11 protein-coding genes are annotated in these 14,001 nt (G+C 34.9%); 4 read left to right on the plus strand and 7 right to left on the minus strand.

Going from position 1 to position 14,001, the window contains the following annotated elements:
• The first annotated feature begins 141 nt into the window (after positions 1-141).
• Complete coding sequence (locus tag OO7_RS13345; protein WP_043892727.1) at positions 142-1,110, plus strand: FUSC family protein; 969 nt, start codon at positions 142-144, stop codon at positions 1,108-1,110.
• 1,240 nt (positions 1,111-2,350) lie between these two features.
• Here OO7_RS13345 and OO7_RS13350 read toward each other — a convergent pair.
• A complete protein-coding gene (locus OO7_RS13350; protein ID WP_008916455.1) occupies positions 2,351-2,605 on the minus strand; it encodes a helix-turn-helix domain-containing protein in 255 nt (84 codons plus the stop codon).
• A 675-nt stretch (positions 2,606-3,280) separates the two neighbouring features.
• On the opposite strand from OO7_RS13350, the gene glgC reads away from it, so the two are divergent.
• The 3 genes from glgC to OO7_RS13365 all read left to right on the plus strand — a co-directional run bounded on the left by glgC (position 3,281) and on the right by OO7_RS13365 (position 8,267).
• Positions 3,281-4,573 (plus strand): glucose-1-phosphate adenylyltransferase, encoded by a 1,293-nt coding sequence (glgC, locus tag OO7_RS13355; RefSeq protein ID WP_008916456.1) that lies wholly within the window; start codon positions 3,281-3,283, stop codon positions 4,571-4,573.
• Between the two features lie 4 nt (positions 4,574-4,577).
• Positions 4,578-7,031, plus strand: coding sequence for a glycogen/starch/alpha-glucan family phosphorylase (glgP, locus tag OO7_RS13360; protein WP_008916457.1), 2,454 nt, complete (start codon positions 4,578-4,580; stop codon positions 7,029-7,031).
• 351 nt (positions 7,032-7,382) lie between these two features.
• Positions 7,383-8,267: a helix-turn-helix domain-containing protein gene (locus OO7_RS13365; protein WP_008916458.1), complete on the plus strand. Its 885-nt coding sequence runs from the start codon at positions 7,383-7,385 to the stop codon at positions 8,265-8,267.
• Between the two features lie 52 nt (positions 8,268-8,319).
• Here OO7_RS13365 and OO7_RS13370 read toward each other — a convergent pair whose 3' ends face one another.
• From OO7_RS13370 to OO7_RS13395, 6 genes are read right to left on the minus strand one after another with little or no spacing between them, the layout of a single operon-like run.
• A complete protein-coding gene (locus OO7_RS13370) occupies positions 8,320-9,393 on the minus strand; it encodes a cytochrome c-type biogenesis protein CcmH (protein ID WP_008916459.1) in 1,074 nt (357 codons plus the stop codon).
• Positions 9,390-9,947 carry a DsbE family thiol:disulfide interchange protein gene (locus tag OO7_RS13375; protein ID WP_008916460.1) on the minus strand — a complete coding sequence of 186 codons (558 nt, stop codon included), beginning with the start codon at positions 9,945-9,947 and terminating at the stop codon, positions 9,390-9,392. Before OO7_RS13375 ends, OO7_RS13370 begins: the two co-directional genes overlap by 4 nt.
• Entirely contained in the window at positions 9,944-11,875 is a 1,932-nt protein-coding gene (locus OO7_RS13380; protein WP_008916461.1) for a heme lyase CcmF/NrfE family subunit, read from the minus strand. Before OO7_RS13380 ends, OO7_RS13375 begins: the two co-directional genes overlap by 4 nt.
• A complete protein-coding gene (ccmE, locus tag OO7_RS13385) occupies positions 11,872-12,351 on the minus strand; it encodes a cytochrome c maturation protein CcmE (RefSeq protein ID WP_008916462.1) in 480 nt (159 codons plus the stop codon). The genes OO7_RS13380 and ccmE overlap by 4 nt, the downstream gene beginning before the upstream one ends.
• Positions 12,348-12,560 carry a heme exporter protein CcmD gene (gene ccmD / locus OO7_RS13390; protein WP_008916463.1) on the minus strand — a complete coding sequence of 71 codons (213 nt, stop codon included), beginning with the start codon at positions 12,558-12,560 and terminating at the stop codon, positions 12,348-12,350. The genes ccmE and ccmD overlap by 4 nt, the downstream gene beginning before the upstream one ends.
• A complete protein-coding gene (locus tag OO7_RS13395; protein WP_008916464.1) occupies positions 12,560-13,297 on the minus strand; it encodes a heme ABC transporter permease in 738 nt (245 codons plus the stop codon). The genes ccmD and OO7_RS13395 overlap by 1 nt, the downstream gene beginning before the upstream one ends.
• Between the last annotated feature and the right edge of the window lie 704 nt (positions 13,298-14,001).

Raw genomic sequence — 14,001 nt, forward strand, 5'->3', positions numbered from 1 at the left:
ATTATTATGCACTTTTAACAATATGAAGAACCAATTTTATATTCCACCATTGATACCCAAGAAGGCGATTCACTCTTTTTTATGATAACATAATCTATTGTTTATAAAGAATAAATACAATCATATTATGAGCATTTCATTATGAGAAAAATACCAGCGATTCATGATGGCATAATGTATAGTGGTTGCATGCTACTCAGTGCCGTAATAGCTTTCACCTTCTTAGGGGTACAAGCTTCAATGTGGGCAGCATTCTCAACTCTGTATGCCTTTAACCTCTTCAATGCAGCTAAAGAGTATAAAAACTATTTATATACTGCTTTTTGGTTAGCAATGATTATGTTGTCCATTTTTATTGGTGATACTTTACGCCTAGGAACCAGTTTTTACATTTATCTTGCCGTATTTTCATTTGTCTACTACCAACTCTATGGCACAGACCCTGTCATGGATTTGACAATGAAATTTATGATTATCATGTCAACTATTGGAACAATTCTACCCGATATATCAGAAAGCCTCGCACTAGGCTTTCTTATTGGTAGTAGCGTAACGCTAATCATCTATTATATTTTTAGCAAAAAAGCACATCAGCACCCAATAGTAACTGGCAGCTTAATCGAGCAAAATTTATTTACCTTGCGTAAGCATATCATTCCACGGTCAATGACTTACACAATTGGTCTATTGCTAACGATTGCCATACCCAGAATGCTTGAATTTGGTCACTTCTACTGGACATTATTAACTTTTGTATTTGTTTTACATCCCAAATCAGAAGGAATAGTCCATATCACATTTCAACGGGTTATTGGCAGCCTACTATCGGTAGTTTTACTCTATTTTTTATTTAATACACCATTGATGCCATATATTGGTCTGGTGTCCATTATACTCTTTGCTTTTCTAATGCCGATGAGTTCTCACCATGGCTATACTTTTATGACATTTGTTGTCACTAGCCTCATTCTTTCCATCATTGAATTAGTGATTTATTGGGGACATCCTGCTTATGTATTATTATTTGATAGAGTGACAGAAACTGCACTTGGCGGTGGAATCGCGATATTAATTAGTATTATCTTAAAGTTATTTAGAGATGCAAAATAACAATATTTAGCCCTGATAATCAGGGCTAATATTTCATGTGTGAGTTGTCTTAATAGATAATAAACAAACAATCAAAATAAGATTATTTTAATATGATAAAAATAAATCCTATTCCTTTCTCTCAATGCTAATTGCATATACTTTCTATTAAAAATGAAAGAAAAAAGCATTGCCTACGTTTTCTACTTTAGATAAAACGTACCCACCGTAGTATCTATCGCCTTATTTAATTTATTATAAATCAAAATGTTTCTTTCACATTATGACCAGGCTAAATAGACAGCTTATCGGGCAATTATGTCATTGATACTCTTGTAAAGTAGATTAATGTTACCAATCCAAACAAGATAGTAAATACCAATCACCACATTAATATGTAATTAAAATGTTAAATCATTGTTTGTGTTATTCATGAAAAATAACTAGTCTAATATCCTAATTATAAATAGCAGTAATTAGATAATACGATATTGAATCGTTTCTCTTTAACTAATACTAATGTTATTCCATAGTTAATTTGCTTATGAAAGTAAGTCACTCTCAACTATCATAATAAGAACTATTAAATTAATTATCACCATAATGGTTATATTATTTCATATGAAACAAATTATTATAAAATCATTTACTTATCACCATCAATCAAATGATAATATTTTCATATTAACAATAACTATAGTCACTATTATTTATCTCTAATAACAGAGTCACCTTTCATAAGGCAATAGAGTAACTAGTCAAATAATTTCGACAGAATAATCACTTTAATTTTAGTTAAAAACAATTAAATTTATTAAATATTATTAGTTTTATTAGGTTTATTTAAAATAATTAACCTTGTTAATCTCCTTTGAAATAATTAACCACATTAAATCCATAAAAGTAATTAGTTCTACTTAGTTGTTTAAGTATTAAATGAATTTACCTATAAAGGTGATATTATTCTTTAACTTATTAAAGTTGAAATGAAAATTTCAAATTAACACTAAATAGCTGATGTTACACATATAAATAATGAGGGTTATAATAACAAATATTATTATTTATTAATCAAGTCAGAATAGTTTCACGAACATACAGTTGAAAAGAAATCTAAGTATATCTGAATAGCATCAAGATAGCTCAATTCTTTCTTGACTTGATTACATAACTCATTTTTTCTCTAGAACATTAAAATGTTAATATTTTAATTAATTAGATTGAATAAAGTAGATTCTACCTTGACTTTAAGTGCTCACCCTTAATGTACTGTACGGCGCGTACCAACGTTAACGTTAACAACTCCGTATAAAAAAGCGGTTGGCTCCAAGTTAAATAGATATGCAAATTGAAAAAGCGAGTCAACGTCGATACAGCTTTCACCATTTTCAAAACGATTCATTTGGTCTTCGGAAACCCCAATTAATCTAGCTGTTTGTTTTAACGTCATTTTATGACTTTCTCTTTGTTTACGAATTTTAATACCAAGCAATTTTGCAATTTCATCTTTATGCATAACATATCCCCTAAAATATCGATAAAAATAAAGTTTGTCTATTGAATATATAAACTAGCATCCCACTCCAGTTTGTTAATTGATTTGAATTAACAAAAAAAGGATAAAAAAACATCCAATTAAGATAATCAAAAATACAGCAAATATAGAAAAAATTCGCTAGCTAATTGCTTTTTATAAAATTTTCTTTATTTCAAAATGTAACAGGACTATTTTTACCGTGATTTATATCACAATTTTTTATTTACTCAAAGCATTAATTATTTAAAATACGCATGTACTTTTTGATAGAAAATCATGTTTCCACTCATTTTATTGGTACCTATAGAATCAATTCTAGCTTCTTTTTTTAATAATACTATAAGACAAATTCTAGATTTACTCTCAAAGTTTTTCATTGTTAAAAATATTGTAAACAAAATGATATTATTATTTTAAGAATACTATCTCAATACCTACAAAAATAACATTTATTGTGATTTTTATATGTATAAATACTAGTATAATAATAAATAAAAGAATTATAAAAAGTTTATCATTATAAGACAAAATCTATCGTTAAAAGATTAGACTAAAATGTTCTTTTAATAATTATTCTATACATTGAAATATATTTTTTATACCAACTAGGGGATCTTTAAATAACTGATTGTTTATTTAGGAGAATTCTAAGGTATGTCTCATAATGATATGAATGAAATGATGATGTTAGCACGCCATTTGCCCCAAAAAGCAGTTGCGCTTATTCTTGCCGGCGGTAGAGGCACTCGGCTAAAAGGATTGACAGTAAAGCGAGCAAAACCCGCTGTTCATTTTGGTGGGAAATTTCGTATTATTGATTTTGCTTTATCTAATTGTTTGAATTCAGGTATTAGACGCATTGGTGTTATTACTCAATATCAATCACATTCATTAGTTCAGCATATACAAAGAGGATGGTCCTTTTTTAATGAAGAAATGAATGAATTTGTTGACCTATTACCAGCACAACAACGAGAAATTACAGACCATTGGTATAAAGGCACTGCGGATGCCGTTTATCAAAATATGGATATCATCCGTAATTATGACGCTGAATATATCGTTATTTTAGCCGGCGACCATATTTATAAAATGGATTATTCACGCATGTTACTTGATCATGTTAATAATAATGCCAATTTTACCGTTGCTTGTATAAAAGTCAGAAAAGAAGAGGCTCAGCAATTTGGTATTATGGAAATTGATGAAAATCGCAGGATCACCCAATTCCATGAAAAACCAATCAACCCCCCAGTATTAAAAGATGATCCTAATTATTGTTTAGCCAGTATGGGGATTTATATTTTTAATAGTGATTATCTTTACGAGATATTAGAGAACGACAATATTACACCAGGTTCAAGTAATGACTTTGGTAAAGATATCATTCCAACCATTGTCGCTAATGGTGAAGCGCTTGCTCATCCTTTTGAATATTCATGTGTCACTAGTAATAAAGATGTTCCACCTTATTGGCGAGATGTAGGAACACTTGAAGCTTATTGGTCAGCAACACTCGACCTCGCTTCAGTTACGCCAGAACTCGACATGTATGATAGAAATTGGCCAATTCGTACTTATATGGAACCTCTTCCTCCAGCAAAATTTGTGCAAGATAGGTCAGGAAGCCATGGAATGACAATGAATTCACTGGTAGCAGGTGGATGTATTATTTCAGGTTCTATTGTAATACATTCAGTATTATTTCCGCGTGTGCGAGTCAATTCATTCTGCACAATAGAATCTTCTATTTTGCTGCCTGGCGTAAATGTTGGTCGGTCATCCCGCTTGCGCCGCTGCATTATAGATAGAGGATGTGTTATTCCAGAAAATATGGTGATTGGTGAAAATCCTGAAGAAGATAGCCAACGTTTCTATCGCACAGAGCAAGGCATTGTACTCGTGACAAAAGAGATGCTTAATAATCTAAATATAAATAAGGAATAACATTGTGAACACATCTTCTGTTTATGAATGCAATTCTCCTTTAATTACACAAGATGCATTAAAAAGTTCAATTATCTATAAATTAAAATTTGTTATTGGCAAAGATCCTTATATTGCAACTCAACGAGAATGGCTAGAAGCTATTTTACTGGCAGCTCGGGATCGCATTGTTGATCGTTGGATGGCAACAAATCGTGCAGAATATTCACAACAATTAAAACAAGTCTATTATTTATCAATGGAGTTTTTACTTGGGCGATCTTTATCAAATACATTAATTTCAATGAATTTGTACAATGATATTGCCCATGTTTCTTCTGAACTTGGCTTCGATTTTGAACAGTTACTCGAACAAGAAACAGACCCAGGTCTTGGTAATGGCGGATTAGGGCGGCTAGCAGCTTGTTTTCTTGATTCATTGGCTACCTTGAATTTACCCGCTTGCGGCTATGGCATCCGTTATGAATATGGCATGTTTCGCCAAGCCATCCGTAATGGACAGCAAATTGAGTATCCAGATGACTGGCTTGCTCATGGTAACCCTTGGGAATTTCCAAGAACTGAAAATCGTTATCAAATTCAATTTGAAGGGCAAGTTGTAGAACAAGATGAAGGTTATCAATGGATAAAAACCAATGATATTATTGCTGTCGCCTATGATCAAATCATCCCCGGTTATAATACTAAAGCAACAAATACACTCCGTCTTTGGAGTGCAAAAGCGAGTGACGAATTTGATCTGCAAATTTTTAATGATGGTGAATATTATGCTGCGGTTAAAAAGAAAAATGAATCAGAGAATGTTTCTCGCGTTTTATACCCTAATGATTCAACCTATTCAGGAAAAGAACTGAGATTAAAACAAGAGTTTTTCCTTGTTTCTGCCTCCGTTCAAGATATTCTTCATCGCCATTGGTTGATCTATCAACGTTGGGATAATTTATCCGATAAAATGGCAATTCATTTAAATGATACTCACCCTGTTCTTGCCATCCCTGAATTAATTCGCTTACTTGTCGATAAATATCAACTCAGCTGGCATGATGCATTCACTCAGGCAGAAAACATCTTTTCATATACCAATCACACATTAATGAATGAAGCATTAGAAACCTGGCCCGTCGAAATGTTTCAGAAAATATTACCACGCCATTTACAAATTATTTTTCGTATTAATGATGAGTTTTTACAACGGGTACATCATGATTTTCCACATGATTATGAATTACCACGCCGAGTATCTATTATTAATGAAGAAAATGGGCGACTTGTACGTATGGCATGGCTTGCTGCTATTGTTTGCCATAAAATCAATGGCGTTTCAGCTTTACATAGTCAATTAATGGCCAATTCTTTATTTGCTGATTTTACGCATATATTCCCGCACAAATTCTGTAATATCACAAACGGAATAACGCCAAGGCGCTGGATTGCTCTTGCAAACCCTGAACTTACTAAGATGATTGAAAGTTATATTGGCAAACAATGGCTGATTGATCTTTCTCAGTTGTCTGAACTCAAAAAATGGGTTGGTTATCCACAATTCTTGGAAAAATTAGGTCAAGTTAAATATCACAATAAACTGAAACTCGCTAAATTTATTAATCAAACACAGAATATTATTATTGATCCACAAGCAATGTTTGATGTTCAAATCAAACGAATACATGAATATAAACGGCAGTTACTAAATTTACTTCACATTATTACTCGATATAATCGTATTTTAGCTAATCCTCAGCAGGATTGGGTACCTCGTGTCGCTATTTTTGCAGGAAAAGCAGCATCATCTTATAGCGCAGCCAAAAAAATCATTCACCTCATTAATGATGTAGCCAATATCATTAATAATGATGAGCGCATAGGCTCACGTTTAAAAGTCATTTTTGTCCCTGATTATGGTGTAAGTTTGGCTCAAAAAATCATTCCTGCGACTGATCTTTCTGAGCAAATCTCTTTAGCGGGAACCGAAGCTTCGGGAACAGGTAATATGAAATTCGCGCTCAATGGTGCTTTGACGATTGGCACATTAGATGGAGCAAATGTCGAAATGCGTGAACATGTTGGCGAAGATAATATTTTTATATTTGGTCACACGACGGAAGAAGTAAAACAAATTAAGCAAAATTATTATCATCCTCGCTGGTACTATGAGAACGATCCTGAACTAAAACAGGTAATCGACCAAATTTCGCATGGCTATTTTAAACCTGATGCACCTTCCTTTTATCAGGATTTAACACACAGCTTGCTAGATGGTGGTGATCCATACTTATTGTTTGCAGATTATCGCAGTTATATAGAAACACAGGAAAAGGTTGATGATTTGTTTCGGACACAACAACTTTGGCAAGCTAAGGTTGCCCAGAATATATGTAATATGGGTTTTTTCTCTTCTGACAGAACAATACAATGTTATGCTGAACAAATTTGGAATATCAAACCTATAAATTTATAATTATCTGTTTTAAAGTATCGAAGAGTGATTGTTATTAAAGCATTTTGTTACAGCAAAACTTACTTAACTTCACATCTTTTTAAGAAAGTTCTCAGTCAGCATGCTATTTTACTGTTGACCGAGAATTATTGATTCTATACAACGATATTTGAGTTATTGCAATCCGCCGATGACAGTAAATCTAAATTGTATATAATCAATAAAGATAATCTTTACATAAACTAAGTCATTATCTTCACTCAATTATGCCATCAGTGATAGCGCCAAAAAGCACAGGAAATATAATAAAAATATCCCAATATCTATATCATTGATTAGTTTCTTGGACGATTTTAATTTAAAAGGATAGTCATGCTTCAAGAAAGTGTTATCAGAGAAATTATTCTCTGGATAGAACAAAATTTAGAATCTCGCCTGTCTTTAGATACTGTTGCTGAAAAATCAGGATATACTAAATGGCATTTTCAGCGATTATTTAAAAACCAAACTGGTCTCGCTTTAGGCTCCTATATTCGAGCAAGGCGTCTATCTTGTTCTGCTGTCGCGTTGCGATTTACCAATGATAGCATCATGGATATCTCTTTACGCTATCGTTTTGATTCTCAACAAACTTTTTGCCGAGCCTTCAAAAAGCAATTTAATGCTACACCTTCTGAGTACAGAAAACGTACTGGTTGGAAAATTGATGGCTTTTGCTTACCAATCCGTGAGAGTAAAGATTTAAGTGTTGATGTTAACTTAGTTAAACTTCCAGAAATCACACTATTAGGTAAACAGCATCGTTATACTAAAAATATCAACGAATGGAATTTTAAAACGGACAAGCTTCGTCGGTACTATTGGCAAAACTTTCTTGATGAAACTCAATATGTTTCCCAGAATCTGTATGCAATTCATGGTATGGATTCCAATGATGCACAAGAAGGTCAATTTTTCTATACTACCGGACTTGATGAAAATGAAGTTGATATTTCTTTAGCAACACCAAAACGGATGATAATACCTGCGGGAGATTATTTAGAAATAAAATTCCATATTGATGTTCAGGAAATTGATTATAATGACATCATCTATACTGCATATGGAAAAGCATTAGCTGGTATGGATATAGCGCGTGGTGATGGACATGATATTGAAAAATATATTTTACAATCCAAGCCTAATTATGATGACTTTATTACAAATCCCGATAAATATATTAAAGAATTAAATTACTATATTCCGGTTATTATCTGATCATCAGAGTATTGTTAGCACCCAATGTTAATATTGGGTGCTAACAATACATTTATGGCTTTTTAGTTCCAACTTTCTTTTCATGTATTTTCATTGATGCGCGCTCTATTCCCATACCTATCATGTTTCGTCTTAGATCATTTTCAGGCAGTAACTTTAATATCTTATCCCATATAGAAATAGCCTCAGCATAACGCTCTTGTTCAAAATCATTAACCGCCAAAGTATTAAGAACCTCTATATTAGTAGGATTTTCTTTGGCTAATTGACTCAGAATTTCCTCTCCCAAGCGGTTATCTTCTGGGTCAGAAGAACGTGTCAATATTTCGGCATATCCCAATGCAATATTAGTATTATTTGGTTTTAGCCGATAAGCTTTTGCATAGGCATCCTTTACCATGGTTGCATTATTAAGCACAATCCCTATACGAGCTAACATTCCCCATGCGTCAGCATTTTGAGGATCTTCTTGTAAGCGCGTTCGTAAGCCTAAAGCCAATTGTTCCATTTCTTCATGGGTTAAAGGAACTTCACTCGGATCTAATGCTCTTTCAAGTAAGGCTGCTGAATGTTGATAAGCAAGCTTCCATTCACCCACTTTATGATAGCTTCCTACATGATAATAAGTAACCGCTGCTATAATGAGAGCAACAATTATTCCAGGCAAAAAGATCCACCCACTTGAATGAGAAGTTATCAATTCTCTTGATACATCAAGTGGAGCCTGTGATTGAGGTTTAAGATGAATACGTTTTTTTGAACGAGCAAAAATAACCCAACCACCAATGATTATTGCAACCAACGGTACAGCCCATAACAAAACAGTTAATGGTGTTAGTGGTGGGTTATAAGTGACAAAGTAACCATATCTTGCCACCATATAATCAATAATTTCATCTCGACTTTTGCCCTCTTTCATCAACTCATATACTTTTTGGCGCAAATCCAGTGCAATCATTGAGTTTGAATCAGCAATACTGTTATTTTGGCATTTAGGGCAGCGTAACTGTTCCGTTAAATGACGAAACTGTTGTTCTTGTTGTTCATCATCAAATGTAAAAACATCCGTTGCTGCAAAAGCCATGCTGCTTAGGACAATTATTATTAAGCCAATAATATATTTCATTGATTGGCTTCCTTACTATAGTGTTCCCATATGGGTTTGAGCTCTTTACTCCACACTCGCTCGTCCAGCGCCCCGACATAACGGTGACGAATAATACCTTTACCATCAATAAGGAAAGTTTCTGGCGCGCCGTAAACGCCAAGATCTAATCCCAACATGCCTTGCCCATCAAAAAGACTGAGCGCATAAGGATTACCAAGCTCTTGCAACCAAGTTACTGCTTTTTGACGATTATCTTTATAGTTTAAACCAACAACACGAATGCCTTGTGAAGCCAGTTCGTTAAGGTACTGATGTTCAGCCCGACAGGTCGGGCACCATGTAGCCCATACATTCAATAAAATAGGCTGACCTTGGTTTAAACTATCAGCAGCATAATATTCGCCCTTCTTTTCCAGAGATTCTAAACGAAAAATAGGAACCTCTTTACCAATTAAAGCTGACTCCAAAGCACGAGGATTATCACCGTCCACATTGCGTACAAGTTGCCATAATAGTGCGGCAACAATAATCACAAAAATAATTAGTGGGATCAAAAAGACTTTGCGGCTCATGCAACCTCCTGTTTTGCTGTACGACGGCGATAGCGAGGATCGAAAAGACAGCATAATGCCCCGATAGACATGAGGATGCCACCAGACCAAATCCAGCGTACAAAAGGTTTATAATAAAGGCGCATTGCCCAAGTATCTTTTCCTAATTCTTCCCCCAAAGCTGCATATAAATCGCGGGTAAAACCACCATCAATAGCAGCTTCCGTCATTACAGCTCTGCTTGTGGTATAAAAGCGTTTTTCAGGTTGTAAGTGAGTAATTAGCTTACCATTTTCTGTCACATTAATATTACCAATGATCCCTTGATAATTAGGGCCATTTGCTGCGTGAACGCCATTAAAAACAAAGGTATAAGCGCGAATTGTAACGCTATCGCCCGGTTTCATTTTGACATCACGTTCAATACTGTAATTTTGACTAAATGTAATGCCAACAATAGTAACTGCCAGCCCTAAATGCGCTAGCACCATCCCCCAATAGCTGGGCGTAAGCTTAATTTTTTTACTCATGCGCAAGCGCATTTCTGCAAACGCTAATATTGCAATCCAACACGCCATTATCAGCCCTAGCATAGTTAATGCGGTTAATTTGTCTTGCATTAACCACGGCAGTAAAAATGCGAGAAGCACTGTAGAGAATAAAGCGATTAGAAGAAGTTTACGAATTGCGGATGGGCGATCGCGCCCCCAGCGAACAAGTGGTCCAATTCCTAATAATAATGAAAATGGCACCATCAATGCGATAAACATGGTATTAAAAAAGGGCTCACCAATGGAAATACTGCCCAGCCCTAATTGTTTATGTACAAGCGGCAATAGAGTGCCTAATAAAACAACTAACATTGCAACCGTTAGAAGAACATTATTTGCAAGCAACATGGATTCTCTTGACCATAATGCATTATTCACTCGCGAACGAACTTTATGCCCTCTCATGGCAAAAATTAATAATGAACCACCAATAACCAGAACCATAAAGGCTAAAATAAATAAGCCTCTTGAAGGGTCTGAAGCAAAAGCATGTACAGAAACTAAAACACCAGAACGAACTAAAAAAGTTCCTAACAAACAAAGTGAGAAAGCAGAAATTGAAAGTAACAATGACCATGCTTTAAAGGTCGCTCGCTGTTCCGTTACCGCTAATGAGTGAATTAATGCTGTTCCTACCAACCAAGGCATAAATGATGCATTCTCGACAGGATCCCAAAACCACCAGCCGCCCCAACCTAATTCGTAATAAGCCCAAGCCGAGCCTAATATAATGCCCAATGTTAAAAAGAACCAAGCAGCCATTGTCCAAAGACGAGCAAAGCGAGTCAAAGAACTATCTAAACGCCCACAAAGTAATGATGCTATAGCGAAAGCAAACGCTACCGAGAACCCAACATATCCCATGTATAATAAAGGTGGATGGAAAATCAGACCGGGGTCTTGTAATAAAGGATTTAAATCATGCCCTTCAATTGGAAATGCAGGCAAAGTACGTGAAAAAGGGTTTGATGTGAAAATAATGAATAATAGAAAGCCGACACTTATCATGCCCATTATTGCAAGAACACGTGCAACAACATCTAATGGCATACGATAACTTCCCAGCGCTACCGCAAAAGTCCAGCCACTCATTAATAATACCCAAAGCAGTAGAGATCCTTCATGAGAACCCCATGTCGCTGCCACTCTGTACCACACAGGTAATTGAGTATTTGAATTATTAGCAACATAAACAACAGAGAAATCATTCACTACAAAAGCATAGACCAAAACAAGGAATGACCCGAAAATACTTAAAAATAGCAACCATGAAAATGGTCTGGATGAACGCATCATTCGTTCATCATGGCGGATCACGCCCCATAAAGGATAAATCGATAGTAAGACGGCAATACCTAATCCCAAACACAGCAATATATTACCAATTTCGGGGATCATGGCGTATTGTCCTTATATACAGCAGCGGGTCGTCGATGATTTTCTTTCATTGCTTGTTCAACTTCTGGAGGCGTGTAATTCTCATCATGTTTTGCAAGAACCTCCTTTGCTATAACATGATTGTTACTGGCTAATTCCCCTTGAACAACAACACCTTGCCCTTCTCTAAATAGATCTGGCAAAATGCCTTCATAGCTGACATCAACTTCACCTTCTGCATCATATACAGTAAAAACAACTTTCAAAGACTCAAGATCTCTTTGGACAGTGCCTGGCATCACCATTCCACCAACCCGTAAGCGTTGCCCTACTTCAGGAATTTGTTGGGTTTCCCGTTTACCATAAATAATTTCACCCGGAGTATAGAAAAGGTCGATACTTGAACGCAGTGCATACAAAATAAGTGCAATGGTTAGTGCAGCCCCGATAACTATTGCACACACTAACCATAATCTGTTTTTACGACGAATATTCACTCAACCTCCCGACGCACCCGTGCTAATTTCTGTCTCTCTTTTCTTGCTTGCTGAGCAATAATAGAGCGAAGAATACTATTACGTTGTAATTTTGTGTGAATACATAACAGTAATAATGGGATTAACGTCAATATCACGGCAAACCATACATAGAAAGCATAACCGCTCATAGCAAAAAAATCTGACCAAGATGTAAATGCACTTGTCACTATTTACCCCCTTTATTCTTCACAATATCAAGAACCCATGGACGATTACGCTCAAGCAATAGGAGTTGATTGCGTAAACGAGCCAATGTTAAAGAAATAAATAAAAATAGGTAACCAAGAATGGCTAAACGTAATGGAGTACGCATTGCAGGATTAATACTTTGTTGCATTCTAGTTGATGGCTGATGGAGTGTATTCCACCATTCAACTGAGTAATGAATTATTGGCAAATTAATGACACCGATAAGAACTAAAATTGCGGCAGCTTTACCTGCAATTCTTCTATCATCAAAAGCATGCCAAAGCGCAATAACACCAATATATAAAAATAGCAGAATAAGTTCGGATGTTAATCGCGCATCCCACACCCACCAAGCTCCCCACATAGGTTTACCCCATGTAGCGCCAGTAACTAAAGCAATAAAAGTAAAAACAGCCCCGATAGGTGCCATAGCTGCGATAGCGAGTTCAGCCACTTTCATTTGCCAAATCAACCCAATGAAAGCCACCATTGCCATGCTTGCATAAATCCCCATAGACCACATAGCAGCAGGAACATGAAGATACATAATCCGGTAACTATCACTTTGTTGATAATCTGTCGGCGCAAAACCAAATCCCCAGCTCCACCCAAGTGCTAAAAAAATAACACTTAGAGCAATAAACCATGGCATAAGTTGTCCGCATAATCGATACAAGTTAACTGGAATAGCAAGTTGGTGAAGCCTTTTCCACATATTTAAAAAATCCCGAACTATATACAAGCAAACTTTAATATTGGTAATAATACCATATACGCACTATTAATAAGTCTATTGATTTGAGTCGAAATGTATATCTATGTATTTAAATTATATGGAACATCAAAATAATGAGAATAGCTCTCATTAGTATCTCTATATTTATTTGAAAAATTTCATAAAAATAAATATAAACAATCCTAAAATGAATATAAACCGCAATTAAAATCCAAGATAAACCATCTAAATATGACCACTGAGAATATGAAATCGTCCTCAGGTAAAAAACTATTAACGCCTTCATTTTAATCAGCGTAAGCTACGCATGCTCATTGCTTACCATATAAAATAATTATTCATATAAATTAAATTGGCTACAATTGATTTAGCATATTGCTTATATACATTTTTACCAATAAAATACAGCCCCATTATAACGGGGCTATTTAACTAAATAATATTATTTGGCAACCAATGTTTTATCACTCACTCAAAAGAAACTTAAGTGAAATTTCAATATTGGGTTTGTTTTACGATTTTTTAGCAATAATGGCTTGGAAAACTGACTTGTAGGGCTAACAGATAATACAATGGGTTAAAAGCGCTTACATTCAGAAAAATACAGTCATAAAGGGTTACTATGTTCAAACACATTGAATTATTAATGAATGAACTATCAGAAAAAATTTCAGCCAATGCGC

The sequence above is a fragment of the Providencia sneebia DSM 19967 genome (assembly GCF_000314895.2).
Taxonomy (GTDB): Bacteria; Pseudomonadota; Gammaproteobacteria; order Enterobacterales; family Enterobacteriaceae; genus Providencia; species Providencia sneebia.

Coding starts and splice junctions, on each gene's coding strand:
- OO7_RS13345 (WP_043892727.1), top strand. CDS start 142: ATGAGAAAAATACCAGCGATTCATGATGGCATAATGTATAGTGGTTGC.
- OO7_RS13350 (WP_008916455.1), bottom strand. CDS start 2,605: ATGCATAAAGATGAAATTGCAAAATTGCTTGGTATTAAAATTCGTAAA.
- glgC (WP_008916456.1), top strand. CDS start 3,281: ATGTCTCATAATGATATGAATGAAATGATGATGTTAGCACGCCATTTG.
- OO7_RS13365 (WP_008916458.1), top strand. CDS start 7,383: ATGCTTCAAGAAAGTGTTATCAGAGAAATTATTCTCTGGATAGAACAA.
- OO7_RS13370 (WP_008916459.1), bottom strand. CDS start 9,393: ATGAAATATATTATTGGCTTAATAATAATTGTCCTAAGCAGCATGGCT.
- OO7_RS13375 (WP_008916460.1), bottom strand. CDS start 9,947: ATGAGCCGCAAAGTCTTTTTGATCCCACTAATTATTTTTGTGATTATT.
- OO7_RS13380 (WP_008916461.1), bottom strand. CDS start 11,875: ATGATCCCCGAAATTGGTAATATATTGCTGTGTTTGGGATTAGGTATT.
- OO7_RS13395 (WP_008916464.1), bottom strand. CDS start 13,297: ATGTGGAAAAGGCTTCACCAACTTGCTATTCCAGTTAACTTGTATCGA.